We start from the raw sequence: 18,561 nt of genomic DNA, 5'->3' as shown, positions 1-18,561 counted from the left end.
CTAGGCCGCCTCTTTTTTGGGGGTGCCGCTTAGGGCTTGTTTAAGGGCTTTGCGAACCCGCTTTTGTATCTCTGGCGTATCGAGATTGCCTTGCACATAAAAGGCATCAACGGCCTTTTCCCCGACCACTTCGATATGCGCGGATAGAACAGACAGGCCCAGCCCGTGCAACGCTTTGGCCAGCGCATATAAAAGCCCAGGTCGGTCGCGCCCAATCACCTCAATAATAGAGACATCATCTGAGGAAAAATCAGGAAAGCGCACAATCGGTTTGACTGGAATCGCTCCAGCGCGCCGCGACGCGCGTGCGGGTGAAATGCTAAGTCCGCCAATATCGCCCAAGGCGGCGGCCTTGGCGCGGCGTTTAATCATTTTAATCGCTTGGTCAGATTGACGCCCAAAGGCGAGGCCGTCTGCATTTTGTAAATAAAACACATCCATAACACGGCCATTATGACCAGTATGTAGTCGCGCGCCCACAATCGTTGCCCCGCAGGCCGCAATGGCTTTGGTCAAATCAGCGAACAGACGGTCGCGGTCACGGGTCAGAACCCAAAGCTCTGTCACGTCATTTTCACGGTCCCGACGAATTTCAACTTTGGTATCTGTTTTGGCGTCAACGGCTTTTTCAAAAAAGCGCCCATGCCGGAGTAAATCAGCCATATTGAAATTAAGCCAGTAACTATTATCCAAATCATCAATGATGGGCGCGATACGTGTGCCAATTGTGCCCGGTAAAAACTCGACGAATTGTTCTCGCGCGGCGGCAGCGCGCGCCGTTGGTGCCAGCGCGTCTTTGCCCTCTAAGAACCGTGATGTGGATTGGTATAAATCGCGCAATAACGCGCCCTTCCAGTCATTCCATATGCCCGGCCCCACAGAGCGGATATCGACAACTGTCAGCACAGATAATAAATTTAACCGCGCTTGCGATCCCATTAACTTACCAAAACTGGCGATTGTGTCGGGGTCTGAAATATCGCGGCGTTGGGCGGTATCAGACATATCCAAATGCCGCCGGACGAGCCAAGAGGCGGTGTCGATAATATCTTGTGACACGCCGAGGCGGCGACACGCACGACGCGTTAATTGCGCGCCCTCAACGCATTGGTCACCTTTGCCTTTGCCTGTGTCATGCAACAAACATGTCAGGTAAATCGTCAGACGTTCGTCATTCGTGAAGCCTTGCGCTATGGATGAATTGAGCGGATGATCATCATCAAGTTCACCTGTTAGCAGGTCATGAAAATAACGCACAAGCCGCAAGCTATGCTCGTCCACCGTATAGGCGTGATGCATATTAAATTGGGTGCGCGCAACAATGCCGCCAAATTCTAAAAGATAACGTCCCAAAACCCCGGCTTCATTCATCGCCTTTAGCGTCGCATAGGGCGCTTTGGCCGTCAGCAGCAGGTCTTGGAATATTTTTGATATATCCGCGTCACGGCGAAACTCATTATCAATAAGGTTACGCCGAAAATTAATCGCTTGGAATGCATCAGGATGAATATCCAGATTTTTGCGACCCGCAATATTAAAGAGCTGCATGATTAATTTTGGGTCTTCGCGGATTTGCATCTCGTCTTCAAAATCAAGACGCCCATTGCGCAGGATAAAGCCAGACCCTTTTAGCCCGCGCCGTGATTGCCCCAAAACATGATCAAGACCCAGTGGTAGGCGAATGGCATTGTCTTCTTCTAGCTTCGCGCAGGCAATCCGCGTGAGGGCTCCGACCTCTCGTGCATTGGTGAAATATTCGCGCATAAACTTCTCGACCGCCTCTTCAACGGCGCCTGAGGCATGGCCCAATTTCCGCGCCAGCACCGTTTGCCTGTCAAATGACAATGTCTCGGTTGCGCGGCCTGCTGAGAAATGCAGATGGATACGGGCGCGCCACAAAAAATCCGCCGCACGTTCAAAGCGTGTCGCCGCGCGCTCATCAAACAAGCCCATATCGACATAGTCGCTCGCCTTTTGCGGGTCGGCAATGTCTTTGGCATTTTCCAGATAAAGCGCAATCCAATATAGCACATGCAGGTCGCGCAAACCGCCTTTGCCTTCTTTGATATTAGGTTCAATAACGTAGCGCGAATTGCCCTCGCGTTCATGACGTTTGTCACGTTCTTCCAACTTTGTCGCGATATAGGCTCGTCCGCGGCTCCCCTGAATAGAGCGGCGAAAGTCCGCGTAAAGCTCATCGGCTAGGCTGTCATCACCCGCAACAAAGCGCATATCTAATAGGGCGGTTAGGATGGTCTGGTCTTCTTTGGCCAGCTTCATACATTGATCGGCGGTGCGTGTTGAATGGCCAACTTTCAAGCCTAAATCCCACAGCATATAAAGAATAAATTCGGTCACAGATTCGGTGAAGGCTGATCCCTTTTTTTCCGCGATTAAAAATAATAAATCGACATCGGAATGCGGCGCCATTTCCCCGCGGCCGTAACCCCCGACCGCACAAAGCGCAATGCGCTCGCTGCTTGTTGGATTGGGGGCACGCACAATATGGGTGACAGTGTAATCAAACAGGGCCGTGATAATATCATCATGAATGGACGAAATCAGACGCGCCATTTCCAGCCCGCCAAGCCGCCCCATTTCAAAGCGTTCGCGCGCCCCGTCCAGCGCTATGGTCAGGGTTGATTTAAAAAGCTCCAAAACCGCGTTGCGGTCATTGCTCTGATCGAGCGCAATTGCGGTCAAATCAACGCGGAGTTTATGGCCGTCAATACTTGTTTCTGGGGCCGTTGGGCCCGTTGGCATAGGCTCTGCTGACGGCTTGGTTATGAAAGGTACGCGCGCCATTAGTGGGGTGTCCCGTTTTGCTTGGTTTTTAAATCATATAGAAATTCAAGGGCGTCGCGCGGCGATAGGTTATCGACATCAAGCGTGGCGACGGCTTTATCAATATCTGACGGCTCTGCTTTCACTGGCGGTGGTGTCGCCGTAAACAGCGGTAGGCCGCCAAGATTGTCAGAGGCTTTGTCATGGTCCGCTTCTAGCCTGTCAAGAACATCACGCGCGCGGGCAACGGCCTGAGCGGGAAGGCCCGCCAGCTTGGCCACTTGCACGCCGTATGATTTATCCGCAGCCCCAGGGCGCACGTCATGTAAAAACACCAAATCACCATTCCATTCCTTGGCCCGAAGGCTGGCGTTGGACGCATGATCCAGATTATCAACGAGGTCCGTCAGCTCGTGGTAATGGGTCGCAAATAAAGCGCGCGAGCCATTGACGGCATGGAGATGCTCGACCGTGGCCCAAGCAATCGATAGCCCGTCAAAGGTCGCCGTGCCGCGCCCAATTTCGTCCAAGATAATAAAGCTGCGCGGGCCCGCTTGATTAAGGATGGCGGCGGTTTCAATCATCTCTGTCATAAATGTTGACCGGCCTTTTGATAAATCATCGGATGCGCCCACGCGTGAAAATACACTATCAGCGATGCCGATATGGGCTTTGTCGGCAGGCACAAAACTGCCAGCTTGGGCCAAGATAAATATAAGCGCATTTTGCCGCAAATATGTCGATTTACCGGCCATGTTAGGGCCAGTAATCAAGGTTAGGCGCGGCGCGTCCGTGCCCCCTGCGTCGAGCGCGCAATCATTGGGCGTAAAGCCGGCGTCGCCCGCATTTTTTAACGCCGCTTGCACGACCGGGTGTCGGCCACCGCTAACGTCATAACCTGCGGAATTATCGACGATGGGACGGTTTGCTCCAAAATCCTGCGCCCAAACAGCCAGACCGCTGGCAACATCCAGCACCGCAAAGGCGTGGGCACTAGCGCGGATCGGCTCTGACAGGGCTGCGACGCGCGCAACAAAATCGTTAAATATCTCTAGCTCCAGCGCGAGGGCTTTATCGCCAGCGCCCGAGATTTGCGCGTCCAAATCGGCAAGCTCTGTGGTGGTGAACCGCACACCAGAGACCAGCGTCTGGCGGTGGATAAAGGGGCTATCAGCGCCTTTACCCAACATCGTATCGGCGTGTTTTGGGGTCACCTCGATAAAATAACCCAGCACATTATTATGCTTAATCTTAAGGCTCGGCACGTCCGCCGTCTTGGCGTAGCTGGCCTGTAATCCCGCGACAATGCGGCGGCTATCGTCGCGCATGGTTTTCAGGCCGTCGAGCCCCTTATGCCAGCCGTCTTTTATAAATCCGCCGTCACGCGCCATCATGGGCACATCGGCTTTGAACGCTTTGCCAATATCACTGCATAGCGAGGCAAGTGCGCCTTTATCGGCCAGCGATAATTGCGACAGCGCGCCGTTAATCAGCGGCGGGATATCCAAATTGGGATAACGGCCCATGACCGCGCACAATGTCTCGCCCAACGACAGCCCTGTTTGCACGGCCTTAATATCACGCGGTCCGCCGCGACCCAAGGCAAGCCGCGACACAGCACGGGCCATATCAGATAGCGATTTTAGGGGCTCTCGCACGGCGTTTTGCAGGGCGGGTTCGCGCGTGAAAAACTCGACACTATCAAGGCGGCGGTTAATCGCCTCGACGTCCAGTAGCGGACGCGCCATATAATCAGCCAGAAGCCGTGCGCCTGGCCCTGTTACTGTGCGGTCAATGACAGATAAAAGTGATCCTGTCTTTCTACCCTGTTGCGTGCGGTCAATCTCTAGGCTCGCGCGGGTCGCGGGATCAATTGCCATGAAACCCGATGTTGCGCGTTTTTGCGGGGGCGACAGCTGCACAACTCCGCCCGCTTGGGTCAGTTCCAGATAATCCAGCAAGCCGCCTGCTGCGGAAATTTCAGCCTTTGAAAAGGCGCCAAAGCCGTCAAGACTGCCGACATCAAAGCGCGCCTTGATACGACGTTCACCTGATTTCGCGTCAAATTTCGTCGCGGGTAGCGGGGTCAATGCTGTGCCAGATACGGGTAATTGCGCGGTGAGCTCAGTAATTTGAAACAACGCTTCAGATAGGATAATCTCGCGCGGCGACAGGGCCGCGATCTCGCCCAATAATCTGTCTTCGCCCAGGTCACAGACGTTGAAATGACCTGTGGAGATATCAGCCCAAGCCAGCGCGTAATCCCCGACATTGGTCCGCGCTAGTGACAAGATGTAATTCGACCCACGCGCATCGAGCAAGCTATCCTCTGTCAGGGTTCCGGGCGTCACAAGGCGTACAATTTCGCGCCGCACAACGGATTTATATCCGCGTTTTTTGGCCTCTGCGGGGCTCTCTGTTTGTTCGCACACCGCCACGCGAAAGCCCTTTTTAATCAGGCGCTGTAAATAGGTTTCAGACGCGTGGACGGGTACGCCGCACATGGGAATGTCTTGCCCGTCATGCTTGCCGCGTTTAGTCAGGGCGATATCCAAGGCGGCCGCGGCCCGCACAGCGTCATCAAAAAATAGCTCGTAAAAATCACCCATACGGTAAAACAACAACGCCTCTGGCCCTGCCTGCTCCTTGATGCCCAAAAACTGCGCCATCATCGGGGTGGCCTTAGCGGGTACTTTGGGGGCCATTTTGGGCGCCGTCTTTGATGTGGTGTCACGGGTCATAGAAGCGTTAAATTCGCGTATATTCACGTACAGAGCAAGTGATTATCACCCTTTTTCAGCCTGTGTCGCGGTCTTGCGGATACCCTTGGCCGCGTTAGGGCCAAAGAGGAACAAGATGAGTGCAAAGATCATCGCGGGGATGCCTAAGCTGGCTGAAAATATAAAGAACATTTCAAAGCCCATTTTATCGGCCATGACACCTGTAAAGCCTGATAGCGATTTACCAATCAGGTTAAACATCGCTGATAAAAACGCATATTGGGTCGCGGCAAATTTCAAATCACAGAGCGATGATAAATAGGCAATGAAGATGGTTGTTGCAAAGCCAGCCGCCAAATTATCAGCCCCCACGGTGACAAATAAATAGGCCGTTTTTGGGTCAGATACTGTGGATAGCCATGCAAAGGCAGCATTGGTCACCACCATTAAAAATGACCCGATCAGCAGGCAACGCATAAGGCCAAACCGAATGGAGATGGCACCCGCGACAAATCCACCGACAATAACAGGCCAAGGTCCGAAAAAGCTGGAGACTAGCCCCACTTGCATTTCTGTAAAGCCGACGGATTGATACATGGGTTTTGCCATGGGGCCCATGGTTTTGTCGCTTATTAAATATGTGGCCACGAGCAAGAATACCAGCGGTGTCCAGCCACCCAATCGGGTTAGAAAAGAGAAGAACGGTTTGACCACATATTCTTCAACGGATTCGCCAATGTTTTGCATTTTGCGGCGAATGTCGCGCGGAGGTTCTTTGATGAAAAACACAATAAGTCCATTGGTCGCCATGACGCAGGCCATGACGAAATAGGCAATATTCCAATTTGTGAAATCCGCAACGATATAGGATAGACCCGCCCCGATAATAGCAAGGCGGTATCCCAAAACATAGGTTGCGGCCATATTTGTTTGCTCGTCATCTGGGGCGGCTTCAATCCGCCAGGCGTCAATTGAAATATCAAGCGTCGCGCCCGATGTCGCAAGAATAACGGCGCCAATCGCGAGTTGGCGCACAGACGTTCCTGGATCAGAGGCGGCAATGATGAGCATGCCAATAATCGTACCAATAATAGCGGCGAGCATCCAAGAGCGTCGATGCCCAAGTCGCGCCGTTAAAAAAGGCACTTTTAAATTATCTACAAGCGGCGCCCAAAACACCTTCGCGGTATAGGCAAGGCCAATCCAAGCAAAAAATCCAATGACGCTGAGGTCGACGCCTTCTTTGCGCATCCAATAGGCCAGTTCGGAATAAATCAGCATAAAAGGCAGGCCTGACGCAAAACCAAGCGACATCATGCCTAAGATTTTTGGCTGGAAATAAGACCGAATAACGGTTTTCCAGTTGCGTTTTGTTGGGCTGATTTTAGCTGTGCTCATAGGGGCGTGCTCCTAGAAGCTTGCTGCCTTAAAAGCGGTCTAACGTAAAGCGAAAATGAAAGGCGGGCCTAGCTCGCCATGCGTTGATCGGGTGTGTTTAACGCCCATGTGTCAACCATTTGCGAGAGCTCCTCGGCAGAGACAGGTTTAGTCATGAAATCATTCATGCCGCTGTCAAAACAGGCATTGCGGTCATCATCAAAGGCATTGGCCGTAAGGGCAATAATCGGCATATTTGACGGCACATTGGTCAGCGCGCGGATTTTGCGCGTACTTTCAAGGCCGTCCATATTGGGCATGCGCATATCCATAAAGATTAGGTCATATTGCGCGTTTTGCACAGCATCGACGGCTAAGGCTCCGTCTTCGACGACGTCAACGGAGCAGCCTTCGGCTTCTAGTAATGTGCGCGTCAATAGAGCATTTATGGCATTGTCTTCGGCCAGCAATATACGTAACTCGGATTTAGATTTCTTATCACTCGATGGTGCGGCTGGGGCGGCTTGTGGCTGATTTTCTGGATTAGCGGGGGCGGCCTCTTCATCACCTTGGACGTCTGGGCGCGGCATGGCACTGCCAACCGCTTTCGCGATAACGGCGTCACGCCAATTATTACCCAAAACGGAATCACCATTTTCAATCGGTAAAGCGCGCCGTTCATGATCCCTTACAGGGGGCTGAGGGGCGGGGTCAGTTTGGGGTTCAGTCGCGGCTGCTTGCGCAGCTGCGGGCGGCGTTTCGGATTGAATGTCCGCATGTGCACCGGGCTCACCTGCATCCAGCGTCGAATGTTGTGCAGTCTCTTGGGGATTGTAGGATTGACTGTCTTGGCCGCTGTCTTTTGGGTCATGTGATGACACAGATGTGTCTTCGGCATGCACGCCTAGGGTCATGTTTTCCGACGCGGGTGCTTCCATTGGCGCCGTGTCCGCAGGCGCAGCGTGCTCAGCAGTTTCGGGCGTCGGTGCGTGGGTGGGCGTTCGGTAGTCAATATCAGTATCCCAATCACCTTGCGGCATTGGGTCGTGGGTGTCCAAGGCTTGGTTATCGGTTTGGGCAGCCATTTGTGCCGCAAGCGGGGCTTGGGTTGCGGGTTCATGATGGGTTTCGGCTTGTGCTTGGCCCGTGTCCATGGGGGTGTCGGTGACCATAATATTGCCTGGCGGCGGCGTCTCAGGTGTCAGTAAATTTGTGACATTACGCGCAATCGCTAGTCCGCAACCATCGGCCAGTATATATTCAATCCAGTCATAGATTTGTTCGCCGTCCGCCCCGGCAACACGGGTTTCAAATCGGTTTGGGTGGCCGGTGTTTTGCGGCGCAGGCCAACCGCCAACCGAATTACCGCGCCAATCTTCGACGCGGCCACCGTACATTTGCAAAAATGCAGCATTTACAAAAATAATGCGTCCCATACCGTCCCGTTTTAAGAGCGGGTCTGGCCAAGGCCACATATGGGCCGCAAAAATTTCGTCTGGTGACATTCTTATCCCCAATGTGAGAGGGCTTGCGTGATGCCAACCCTGTCAATAGGCAACACTGATTCGCGTAATCCCATCATAATTACGACCAACATGGTAAATGATTATAAAAATTGTCTTACCAAAACTCACTATAATGCGGTTTTTTGGGACTGCCTCGTAATTTACTAAGGTTTTGCGACAGCATTTAACACTTTTGGCGTGTCGTTAAGGGGCATGACGCCCAGATTTGATATAAATTGGCTGTTTCACGGTCAATCAGGTCGTGGTGACAGTTCTTTTACCGGGAATAAGGACTGCTACCGGGAATAAGGACTGCGATTTGAAGTTTTTGACCCCATACGCGATGAGGTCCCAGAGTTTAGTCCTCGTCGCGCACGCCGCAAAGACAAGCTTTCGGCAATGTGTAAGCGGTGAATATGTTCTGATCCTGATAAATCAGCCAAAGTGCGCGCCACGCGCAAGACGCGGTGATAACCGCGCGCGGTCAGGCCTAAGGTTTCTGCCGCTTGGGTCAAAAGGGCGCGTCCTTCGCGGTCTGGCTCGGCGACATGGTCAAGCTGGTCTGTGCGCAGGGAAGCATTGGTTACACCGCCGTTTCGGGCTAATTGAGCGCTGCGGGCGCGCGCGACACGGGCGGCAATGTCTGCTGTGCCTTCGGTGGACGGCGGCAAAGCCAAATCAGCGGGTGTGACAGCGGGCACATCAATTTGAATATCAATTCGGTCCATAAAGGGGCCAGATATACGCGCTTGATAATCCACGGCACACCGTTCACCACGGCGACACGCCACACCGTCCGCGCCGGCCGTGCCGCAACGGCACGGGTTCATGGCGGCAATCAGTTGAAACCGTGCTGGATAACGCACATGGGCATTGACCCGCGCCACGGATATTTCGCCCGTCTCTAGCGGTTGACGCAAACTATCCAAGACTTGGGCTGTAAATTCAGGCAACTCATCAAGGAATAACACCCCGCAATGGGCCAATGACGCCTCGCCCGGCTTGGCTTTATTCCCGCCGCCGACCATGGCCGCCATAGACGCGCTATGGTGCGGTGTGCGGTATGGCCGTGCGCGCGACAAGGCCCCTTTATCGAGCAGTCCCGCCACGGAATGCACCATGGATACATCAAGCAGTTCGCGCGCCTCTAGCGGGGGCAGTAGCCCCGGCAACCGTGCTGCCAACATAGATTTACCAGACCCCGGCGGTCCGACCATCAACATATTATGGCCACCTGCCGCTGTGACTTCTAGCGCGCGTTTAGCCGTTTCTTGACCGCGCACATCGCGCATATCCAGCAGGCTCGCGTCTTCCAGCATTTCACCGGGTTTGGGCCGCGACAGCACTTGCGTGCCCTTAAAATGATTAATCAGTTGAATAAGATTATGCGGCGCGAGCAAAGGAAGATCCCCCGCCCACGCCGCCTCTGCCCCATTGGGCTCAGGGCAAATTAGTCCAAGGTTAGACGCGCTCGCGCAGACTGCGGCGGGTAACGCCCCCGGCACAGGCGAAATTGTCCCGTCCAGCGCCAGCTCTCCAATGGCGACAAAATCAGCAATCGCGTCCGCTGGCACAGCGCCAATCGCTGCCATAACGCCCAGCGCAATGGGCAAGTCATAATGCGCGCCCTCTTTGGGAAGGTCTGCGGGGGCCAGATTAATCACGAGCCGCTTAAACGGGAGTTGCAGTCCAACTGCGGCAAAAGCAGAGCGCACCCGCTCGCGCGCCTCTGACACCGCTTTGTCAGCGAGACCCACAATGGCGAAATTAGATTTTCCGGGCAGAATTTGCACCTGCACATCAACCTTGCGCGCTTCGGCCCCTTCAAAGGCGACTGTTGTGATACGGGCAACCATGCGCGTTCTCCTTGTACTCTCTCAAAGCACAAGGTGTAGAACATTGCAAGAACAAATTAAATTATATCAATGCCGCGCGGCGACCTCGCGCGGGACAACCATCATGCCGATGGGGGCAAGCGCCTGACGGGACAGACGAAAATGCGCCACACCAAACGGGATGCCGATAATAGTGATGCACCACGCAAGCCCCATGACCAAATGTGACAGCGCAAGATACCATCCGCCCAAAATAAACCAGATAATATTGCCAATAAGGCCCAAGCCGCCTGTGCCCATATCATTCCGATCTGTTACTTGCGCGCGCGGGACAAGGCGGGAACCAAAGGGCCAGAAGGAAAATTTGGCAATATCAACACAGGCCCGCGCCCACGGAATACCGATAATGCTAATCGCCATTAATATGGCCGCCAATATCCATAGCAGGGCCGATAACCAGCCGCCCAAAATAACCCAAAATATGTTTGCAATTGTCCGCATGAAATGAGTTTAGCAAATATAGCGTGCGGTGGCTATGTACGAAATCTATGTTCGTTTCACGCCAATACAGCGCACAGATTTAAAGGCGTCTGCGCCGCGCGGAAAAATTAGCGGACTGTTTGATTGTCGCAAGGGATCGCGCATGTGATAGCCGCGCCCGTCGCGCGCGACGACCATGGCCCAATGTGTGCGGCCATTCGGCAGCACGAACCGTGTCAGCGGATAATAGCCGTCCGCCAGACAACCGTCGATAATATCGGCGCTAACGGTGTTATAAAATTTGGCATAGGCCCCGCCGTCCGTGACCTTGCGAATACCGTCCCAAATCAGCCAGCCGCGTGAGGTAAAGCTATCCTCTGCAATCAACCGCGCGTTTAAATCCCCAGGGTTGGTTTCAAAGCCGAGGTTGGTCAGCGCCATCGCCGTCGCCGTGACCACGCATCCATCTGTGGCGATGGTCTCATGTTTGGTGCCGCCTAGACGGTCACCGCCCCAGCGCTTGTCTTTTTGTAAAAACGCGACGCGGTCGGGCAAGGCCAATGTGCCCGCTGGCGCAGGGGTATAAAGTCGCGCGTTAGTGCTGCGCTCCGTCACAGGGGCAGGGGCCATATCCGGCGATGTCCCACAGCCGCCTAAAACAAACCCTAATCCCAATATATATCCCAGCCGTTTCATGGCTGTAGGGATAACGCAAATATCCTAAGATGGGGTTAGCGTCGCTATGATCGTTGGATATATTGCGCCTGTTGACCCGCCCCTCAAAACCCGCCAAAAGACGGCGGATTTTAGCAAGGAAATACCATGTCAGAGTTAGACACTGTGAAAGATAAATTTGCCGCCCAAATAGAGGCCGCGTCTGAGCTTCGTGCGCTGGATGATATTCGCGTGTCGGCCTTGGGCAAAAAAGGCGAAATTAGCGCCATGATGGCTGGCCTCGGCAAAATGTCGATTGAGGAAAAAAAGGTCATGGGTCCCGCGCTCAACGGGCTAAAGCGCGATATTGCAGCGCTGATTGAAGCGCGCAAAACCGTGCTGGAAGACGCAGCCCTTGATGCGGCATTGGCGAGCGAGACGATGGATATGTCCCTGCCTGTCGGGCGCGCGGCGGGTACGCTCCATCCTGTGCAGCAAGTCATGGAAGAAATGGCCGTTATCTTTTCTGATATGGGATTTTCTGTGGCCGAAGGGCCAGACATTGAAGATGACTTTCATAATTTCACCGCGCTAAACTTTCCGCCCGGCCACCCTGCGCGCGATATGCATGACACATTTTTTATGAAGCCCGATGCGGATGGAGAGCAGAAGGTTCTGCGTACACACACGTCGCCTGTGCAAATTCGCACAATGCTATCTGAAAAACCGCCAATCCGCATCATTGCGCCGGGCCGCACTTACCGCTGTGATAGTGACCAGACGCACACGCCGATGTTCCACCAAGTCGAAGGTCTTGTCATCGACAAAGGCATTCACATGGGCCACCTCAAGGGTGTGTTGATGGATTTTGTCAGTGCATTTTTTGAAACCGATGTGGATGTGCAGTTTCGCCCGCATCACTTCCCCTTTACTGAACCCTCCGCCGAAATGGATGTGCGTTATGAACGTGACGGTGCGGCGATTAAAATCGGCACGGGCGAAAGCTGGATGGAAATCCTCGGCTGCGGCATGGTGCATCCCAATGTGCTGCGTGCGTGCAACCTCGACCCTGATGAATACCAAGGCTTTGCTTTTGGCATGGGCGTCGACCGCCTCGCTATGCTGAAATACGGCATGCCAGATTTGCGCGATATGTTCGCGGGCGACACGCGCTGGCTCAGCCATTACGGTTTCGATCCGTTGTTGCAGGCCAATATGGCAACGGGATTGAGTTAATGTCATTTTGGACGTCATCCCACCCAACCCTCCCCGTCAAGGGGAGGGCTTTAAAGGTTTCAAGCCAAAATATTCCCTCCCCCCTGTGGGGAGGGTTAGGGTGGGGGGTGTCCGCAATTGCGGACATATAAATTATGCTGCGCACTCAACTTATATCAACTGCTCGCAGACTGCGTCGTGACGCGACTCCAGCCGAAGTAAAGTTGTGGGCGGCGTTGCGAGATTTCAAACCAGTCGGATTTCATTTCCGACGTCAAGTTCCCATGGGGGATTATATTGTTGATTTTGCCTGCCATAGCGCAAAAGTTGTAATTGAAGTTGACGGAGAGCATCACGCGCTTGAGCCGCAAAAGTCTAAAGATGTTCAGCGTGACCACTGGTTAACGGAGCAAGGTTATCGTGTTGTTCGATATTGGAATGATGATATTATGACAAATCTTGATAATCTTATGGATGCATTATTGCACACATTAGACACAGGACACACATCATGACAATTCCAGATGGTAGCACCGATCAGAGCCAACTTAACAACCCTTCCAAGTCTCTGCTAAAGCGGATTGATATTGGACTGACGACGGGTCTTTGTGCGCTGCTTTTGTCACTGATCGGTGTTGTGACTTCGCGCGCCAATTTAAACATGGCGCAGGAAACACAAAAGGCGCGGGTGCTGCCGATTATTGATATTGATATGGGTTATGAAAATATTGGTGACCGTAGCAATGCGGTCTTTGTTGTGCGCCTTAATAATGTCGGGGCGGGGCTGGCCCATATTCAGCGGGTTATCCCAACACAAAACGGCGAACCAATCGAGACTATAGCGGATTTTGACGGCGTTATTATGAACGGCCGTATGCGGTCCAATGTCGGCTTTCCTGTGACAGCCTCTGCCGCTGGATATTTGCGCGCTGGTGATAGCATAGAGCCGCGCCGTTACCGTATGGGGGCGGCGGGTTCAGAGCTTGGCGCGTACTTACGCGGAGAATACGGAACGCCCATGGACGGCCTTGATCTTAATGTGTGTTACTGTTCTGTTTTTGAGGATTGCTGGACGGTCAGTTTCCTTGACCGCAAGCAGCCCAAGCCAGTGAACAGCTGCGAAATCAAAGATACGACCGTTGATTATTTCCAAAATTATATTGACCAAACCGCCGCCGCGCGCCTTAAGACCAATAATTAAGAGACCCTCATGAAATTCACACTGTCTTGGCTCAAAGAGCATTTAAAAACTGACGCCACAATCGACGCGGTTGTTGTGGCGATGACCCTTGCGGGGCTGGAAGTCGAAGGCGTGCATAACCCTGCCGAAGAGCTGGCGGCGTTTACCATTGCCAAGGTGAAAACAGCCGTAAAGCACCCCGACGCGGATAAGCTAAAGGTTTGCACAGTTGATACCGTTGACGGCGAGATGCAAATTGTCTGCGGTGCCCCCAATGCGCGGGCCGGTATGACGGTGGCCTATGCCCCAATGGGCGCTTATATTCCGGGCGCTGATTTTTCTCTGGATAAAAAGCCGCGCAAAATTCGCGGTGTTGAGAGCTCTGGTATGATGTGCTCCTCGCGAGAGCTTAACCTTGGCGATGATCATGACGGTATTATGGATCTCGATGACAGCTTTGCGATGGGCACACCCTTGGCTGAAGCGCTGGGGGTGAATGATCCCGTAATTGATTTTGAAGTCACGCCGAACCGCCCCGACTGGCTGGGTGTGCACGGCATTGCGCGCGACCTTGCGGCTGTGGGTTTGGGGCAATTAATTACGCCCGCGATTAAGCCCGTGACAGGGGCGTTTCCTTGCCCCGTGAGTGTCGAGATTGATGCGCCGCAGGCCTGCCCCACATTTGTGGGCCGTGTTGTGCGCGGCGTTAAAAACGGCCCGTCTCCGAAATGGCTGCAAGATAAGCTAAAAGCGATTGGCCTACGGCCTATCTCGACGCTGGTCGATATTACCAATTATATGTCCTATGACCGTGACCGTCCGTTGCATGTCTATGATGTCGCCAAGCTGTCAGGCACCATTCGCGCGCGGATGGGAGGTAATGAGAGCTTCACCGCGCTTGATGATAAAGACTATATCATTGGTACTGAGGATTGCGCCATTGCCGATGATAGCGGCGTGCTGGGCCTTGGCGGGATTATGGGCGGTGTCTCCACAGGCTGTGACGACTGCACAACGGACGTCTTTATTGAATGCGCCTATTTTGATCCGCTGACTATTCGTAAAACGGCGAAACGTCTGGGGATTAATTCTGACGCGAAATACCGTTTTGAGCGCGGCGTTGATACAGGCTTCTTGATCGACGGTATGGAAATGGCGACGCAATTAATTCTGGATTTATGCGGCGGCGAGGCTAGCGACATAACTGTCGCGGGCGATGTGCCAGCTGCGCCAGAGCCCATAATGTTTGAACCTGAATTGGTCACGCGCCTAACGGGGTTGGAGCTATCTGATGACCGTATGGACGCCATTTTAACGCAGCTAGGTTTTGGCGTAAAACGCCAAGGTGATGTGTGGAGCGTGTCTGTGCCGACATGGCGGCGTGACGCGGTCGAAGGCGCAGATCTGGTCGAGGATATTGCGCGCATTCACGGCTTTCATAATTTGGAGGCGCTGTCCCTGCCGCCACTGCCCGGACGGCGCGAACCGACAGCGACACTCTTGCAAAACCGCACACGGCTGGCCCGCCGCGCCCTCGCAGGACGCGGCCTGTCAGAGGCGATTACGTGGTCTTTCGTTTTGCAGGACCATGCCAAGGTCTTTGGCGGCGGTGATGAGGCATTGCTGCTTGATAATCCCATTTCATCTGATTTGGATTGCATGCGGCCCTCTGCGCTTATTCATTTACTGCTGGCTGCGCAGCGCAACGCGGACAAAGGCTATCCAGGCGCAAGCCTGTTTGAGCTTGGCCCTGTTTACCGTGGTCTAAACCCTGATGATCAAGCGCTCGCCTTGGCGGGTTTGCGGCGTGTCGATGATGAGCGTCATTGGCGGGGCATGCGCATCGTTGACGCGCTAACGGTGAAAGGCGACGCCACGGCGGCGCTATCGGCGATGGGCGCGTCCGTTGATAATCTACAGCTCTCTAAGCCGTTAGGCCCCTATTGGCATCCGGGGCGGTCTGGGCGCCTTCAAATGGGGCCGAAAAATATCCTCGCTGATTTTGGTGAACTTCACCCGCGCGCGCTCAAGGCGCTGGGCATTGATGGCCGTGTTGTCGCCTTTGAGGTCTGGCCTGAAAACCTACCTGCGCCGCGCAAGAAATCCGCGTCCAAATCCAAAGCGGCTTTGGCGTTGTCAGACTTAATGCCTGTGCACCGCGATTTTGCCTTTATTGTCAAAGACGAGGTCGCAGCGGGCGATATTTTGAAAGCAGCCAAAGGCGCAGACAAAGCGTTGATTACCGATGTGTCGCTATTTGATATCTACCAAGGGCAAGGCGTGGATGATGGTCATAAGTCGCTTGCGATTGATGTGACGCTCACACCAAAAGACGCGACTTTGACCGATAAAGATATCGAAGTCGTCAGCGCCAAGATCATCGCGCAAGTTGGTAAAGCGGGCGGCGTGTTGCGCGGATAGGGGTTTTTAAACCCCTTCGCCAGGACCGCCCGTATAAAGCCTATGATAAAGGCCATCCCATCCACGCGCCGCGAATACGCCTTGCCGCCAAGCGTGGGCGGCGGCGGCACGCTGTCGGCTTTGCATTTTGGTCGGGTGAGCAATCCGCTAAAGCTGGTCTTTATTCATGCCAATGGCTTTAACGCGCAGAGCTATGCGACAATATTAGAGCCGCTGGGGGTGCATGCCGTCGCGCTGGATATGCGGGGTCACGGTTTTTCGACCTTGCCGACGACGCCTGATAATTTGCCCAATTGGCATGTGTTTCGCGATGACCTGCTTTATTTTTGCGACCATTATGTCAAAGCCCCTGTCGTGATGGCGGGACATAGCTTTGGCGCAGTATCCCTCATTTTGGCGGCTAAAGATTTGGGCCCGAAATGCGCAGGTTACGTTGGATTTGACCCGGTGATTATGCCGCCGCTTTTGGGGCGTTTGTCACGGCTAAAACCCACACGCAATTTCATGCGCAAAAATTTGCCCATTGCCGCACGGGCGGGACGACGACGGGATGTCTTTGACAGCGCCGAGGCCGCCTTTGATAATTACCATGGGCGCGGTGTGTTTAAACATATGACGGATGATGTTCTGCGCGATTATTTGACAGGCGGATTATTGCCCCATGAAGGCGGCGTGCAATTGGCGTGCGCACCGTTATGGGAACAAGCCATTTTTTGCGCCCAAGGCCATGATACCTTTCGCGCCATTAAATCCCTGCCAGAAAAGCGCCAGATTATTTTTGCAGGAAAAAACAGCCCATCCACAGAGTCAGTCCAAGCGAAAGTCAGGCGGATTGTGGGGGCGCAAAACATACACAGCGATGACAGTCTTGATCATCTTTTCCCGCTGCATAATCCAATGCTGGCCACAGATGCCTTGCGCGCTATGCTGCAACGTGTTGCGTTAAGTACCTAAGCCGCCAATTCGGGCAAGGCGATAGATTTAAGCGCTTTTATTCGCGCCTCTGGTGTTTTGACAAGCTTTCGGCTTTCCAAATCAAAGACACAGCCAGACGCGAAAAAGCTCGCCCAGCTTTGCCCTGATACTGGATCAACAATATGGTGCGCGGCGAGGCGGGTGTAAGGGTTTGCGTCCTGCACAGCGGAATATATCTCGCAGGCATGACCAACTGTCGGCCAGCGGTGAATGCGGCCCTTAATTTCAAGCAGCGCGCCGCTGATTGTGCCGCCGCTATTAAAGCTCTCATGGATTTCTGGCCACAGAGCTTCAAAATTACCGACACTTTCTGTGATACGCCCAAGCAAGCTTTGCGGGGTGACGGATTGAAACTGGTCAACTTCAGACGGCTGAAACACGCCCGCGCCAATTGTCTCTGCCCCGCCGCCGCGTAATACCTTCGCGCTCTTGCTTGTGATAGGGGCGTCTGGAATACCGCGTGTCATGGCGCTGGCGGGCAGGGGTGTGGCGAACTGCGGGGCAGCGTCGCGCACACGGGCGGGCCAAGTGAAAGCGTCACCCGTGCGTAGATAGATATGCTCGACCGTCTCTGTAATCACAGCCGATATTGTGCCGTCATAATGGGTCATAATATGCACGAGATTAGCGCTAACATCGTCCAAAGTCGTAATCGCCGTGCGGATTTTAAGCCGTGCGCCGGGACGGCTTTCTTTTAGGTAGCGCACAGTAAATTCACGCGTGCGCACACTGCTGTCGGCGCTCGCTTCAAAGGCATGGGGCAGGCCCAAACGAATAAAGAAAAACTGCCGCGCTTGATGCACTTTGGTCATGTAATGGCGCATGTTTAAATGCCCCAAATCATCACATTCCCATTGCACGGCTTCGCCGAAATAGCTGTCTAACATGGTGGCATTCATAGTGGCGGTCATAATGGCGGTCATGGGGGGGGGGCGTTACGCCGCCTGCGCGCAGTCTTTACACTGCCCGAAATGCTCTATGACAGAGCGGTTGATGACAAATCCGTCGGGTAAGCAGTCGACATGGTCATGGGCGTGGCGCTCTTCGACCTCGTCGCAGCTCTCGCAGATAAAAAACTCTGCGACGTGACCGGGATGGCTGTGGTCACAGGCGATATAGGCGTTAAGCGCTTCGACGCGGTGGACAAGGCCTAGGCGGGCAAAAAACTCCAGCGCGCGGTAAACCGTTGGCGGCTTGGGAGACCCGCGTTCAGGGCGCAACTGATCGAGAAGGTCATAAGCTTTTATCGGTCCGCCTGCACGCACAATAAGCTCATATATATGAGCGCGCAGTGGGGTAAAGCGCTCGCCAGCGTTTTCACATAATTTACGAGCCGCATTGATTTGATCCGCAACCGTGCGGTCTGCATGAGCATGAACCATATATGTCTCCAGTCTGGCCGTTATAACATAGCA

The 18,561-nt window shown here is 53.8% G+C and carries 14 protein-coding genes; 5 read left to right on the top strand and 9 right to left on the bottom strand.

Features of this window, described 5'->3' with window-relative positions:
• The 7 genes from AB6B37_RS13305 to AB6B37_RS13275 all read right to left on the bottom strand — a co-directional run bounded on the left by AB6B37_RS13305 (window position 1) and on the right by AB6B37_RS13275 (window position 11,376).
• A complete protein-coding gene (locus AB6B37_RS13305; RefSeq protein ID WP_371396307.1) occupies window positions 1-2,805 on the bottom strand; it encodes a [protein-PII] uridylyltransferase in 2,805 nt (934 codons plus the stop codon).
• Entirely contained in the window at window positions 2,805-5,525 is a 2,721-nt protein-coding gene (mutS, locus tag AB6B37_RS13300) for a DNA mismatch repair protein MutS (protein ID WP_371396305.1), read from the bottom strand. Before mutS ends, AB6B37_RS13305 begins: the two co-directional genes overlap by 1 nt.
• A gap of 45 nt (window positions 5,526-5,570) precedes the next feature.
• Window positions 5,571-6,902, bottom strand: coding sequence for an MFS transporter (locus AB6B37_RS13295; protein ID WP_371396304.1), 1,332 nt, complete (start codon window positions 6,900-6,902; stop codon window positions 5,571-5,573).
• A gap of 68 nt (window positions 6,903-6,970) precedes the next feature.
• On the bottom strand, window positions 6,971-8,386 hold the full coding sequence (locus AB6B37_RS13290; RefSeq protein ID WP_371396303.1) for a response regulator: 1,416 nt from the start codon (window positions 8,384-8,386) through the stop codon (window positions 6,971-6,973).
• Window positions 8,387-8,682: 296 nt separating this feature from the next.
• Window positions 8,683-10,242, bottom strand: coding sequence for a YifB family Mg chelatase-like AAA ATPase (locus tag AB6B37_RS13285; protein ID WP_371396302.1), 1,560 nt, complete (start codon window positions 10,240-10,242; stop codon window positions 8,683-8,685).
• 66 nt (window positions 10,243-10,308) lie between these two features.
• Entirely contained in the window at window positions 10,309-10,722 is a 414-nt protein-coding gene (locus tag AB6B37_RS13280) for a YccF domain-containing protein (RefSeq protein ID WP_371396301.1), read from the bottom strand.
• 45 nt (window positions 10,723-10,767) lie between these two features.
• The gene (locus AB6B37_RS13275) at window positions 10,768-11,376 is read right to left on the bottom strand and encodes a hypothetical protein (RefSeq protein WP_371396300.1); all 609 of its coding nucleotides are present in this window, start codon (window positions 11,374-11,376) and stop codon (window positions 10,768-10,770) included.
• A 147-nt stretch (window positions 11,377-11,523) separates the two neighbouring features.
• On the opposite strand from AB6B37_RS13275, the gene pheS reads away from it, so the two are divergent.
• The 5 genes from pheS (at window position 11,524) to AB6B37_RS13250 (ending at window position 17,125) form a co-directional block, all read left to right on the top strand.
• Window positions 11,524-12,591, top strand: a complete 1,068-nt coding sequence (gene pheS, locus AB6B37_RS13270) for a phenylalanine--tRNA ligase subunit alpha (RefSeq protein ID WP_371396299.1) — start codon at window positions 11,524-11,526, stop codon at window positions 12,589-12,591.
• 134 nt (window positions 12,592-12,725) lie between these two features.
• Window positions 12,726-13,085 carry an endonuclease domain-containing protein gene (locus AB6B37_RS13265; protein WP_371396298.1) on the top strand — a complete coding sequence of 120 codons (360 nt, stop codon included), beginning with the start codon at window positions 12,726-12,728 and terminating at the stop codon, window positions 13,083-13,085.
• Window positions 13,082-13,771: a hypothetical protein gene (locus tag AB6B37_RS13260; protein WP_371396297.1), complete on the top strand. Its 690-nt coding sequence runs from the start codon at window positions 13,082-13,084 to the stop codon at window positions 13,769-13,771. Before AB6B37_RS13265 ends, AB6B37_RS13260 begins: the two co-directional genes overlap by 4 nt.
• A gap of 9 nt (window positions 13,772-13,780) precedes the next feature.
• A complete protein-coding gene (gene pheT, locus AB6B37_RS13255; protein ID WP_371396296.1) occupies window positions 13,781-16,171 on the top strand; it encodes a phenylalanine--tRNA ligase subunit beta in 2,391 nt (796 codons plus the stop codon).
• 42 nt (window positions 16,172-16,213) lie between these two features.
• Window positions 16,214-17,125, top strand: coding sequence for an alpha/beta fold hydrolase (locus tag AB6B37_RS13250; protein ID WP_371396295.1), 912 nt, complete (start codon window positions 16,214-16,216; stop codon window positions 17,123-17,125).
• Here AB6B37_RS13250 and AB6B37_RS13245 read toward each other — a convergent pair.
• A complete protein-coding gene (locus AB6B37_RS13245; RefSeq protein ID WP_371396294.1) occupies window positions 17,122-18,057 on the bottom strand; it encodes a thioesterase family protein in 936 nt (311 codons plus the stop codon). The two genes, AB6B37_RS13250 and AB6B37_RS13245, sit on opposite strands and share 4 nt — an antisense overlap.
• Before the next feature lie 24 nt (window positions 18,058-18,081).
• Window positions 18,082-18,528, bottom strand: coding sequence for a transcriptional repressor (locus AB6B37_RS13240; RefSeq protein WP_371396293.1), 447 nt, complete (start codon window positions 18,526-18,528; stop codon window positions 18,082-18,084).
• Window positions 18,529-18,561: the final 33 nt, after the last annotated feature.

The sequence above is a fragment of the Fretibacter rubidus genome, from assembly GCF_041429785.1.
Lineage (GTDB): Bacteria > Pseudomonadota > Alphaproteobacteria > Caulobacterales > Maricaulaceae > Fretibacter > Fretibacter rubidus.
Note: the sequence above shows the minus strand (reverse complement) of the source record. Positions and strands in the feature narration are given on the sequence as shown.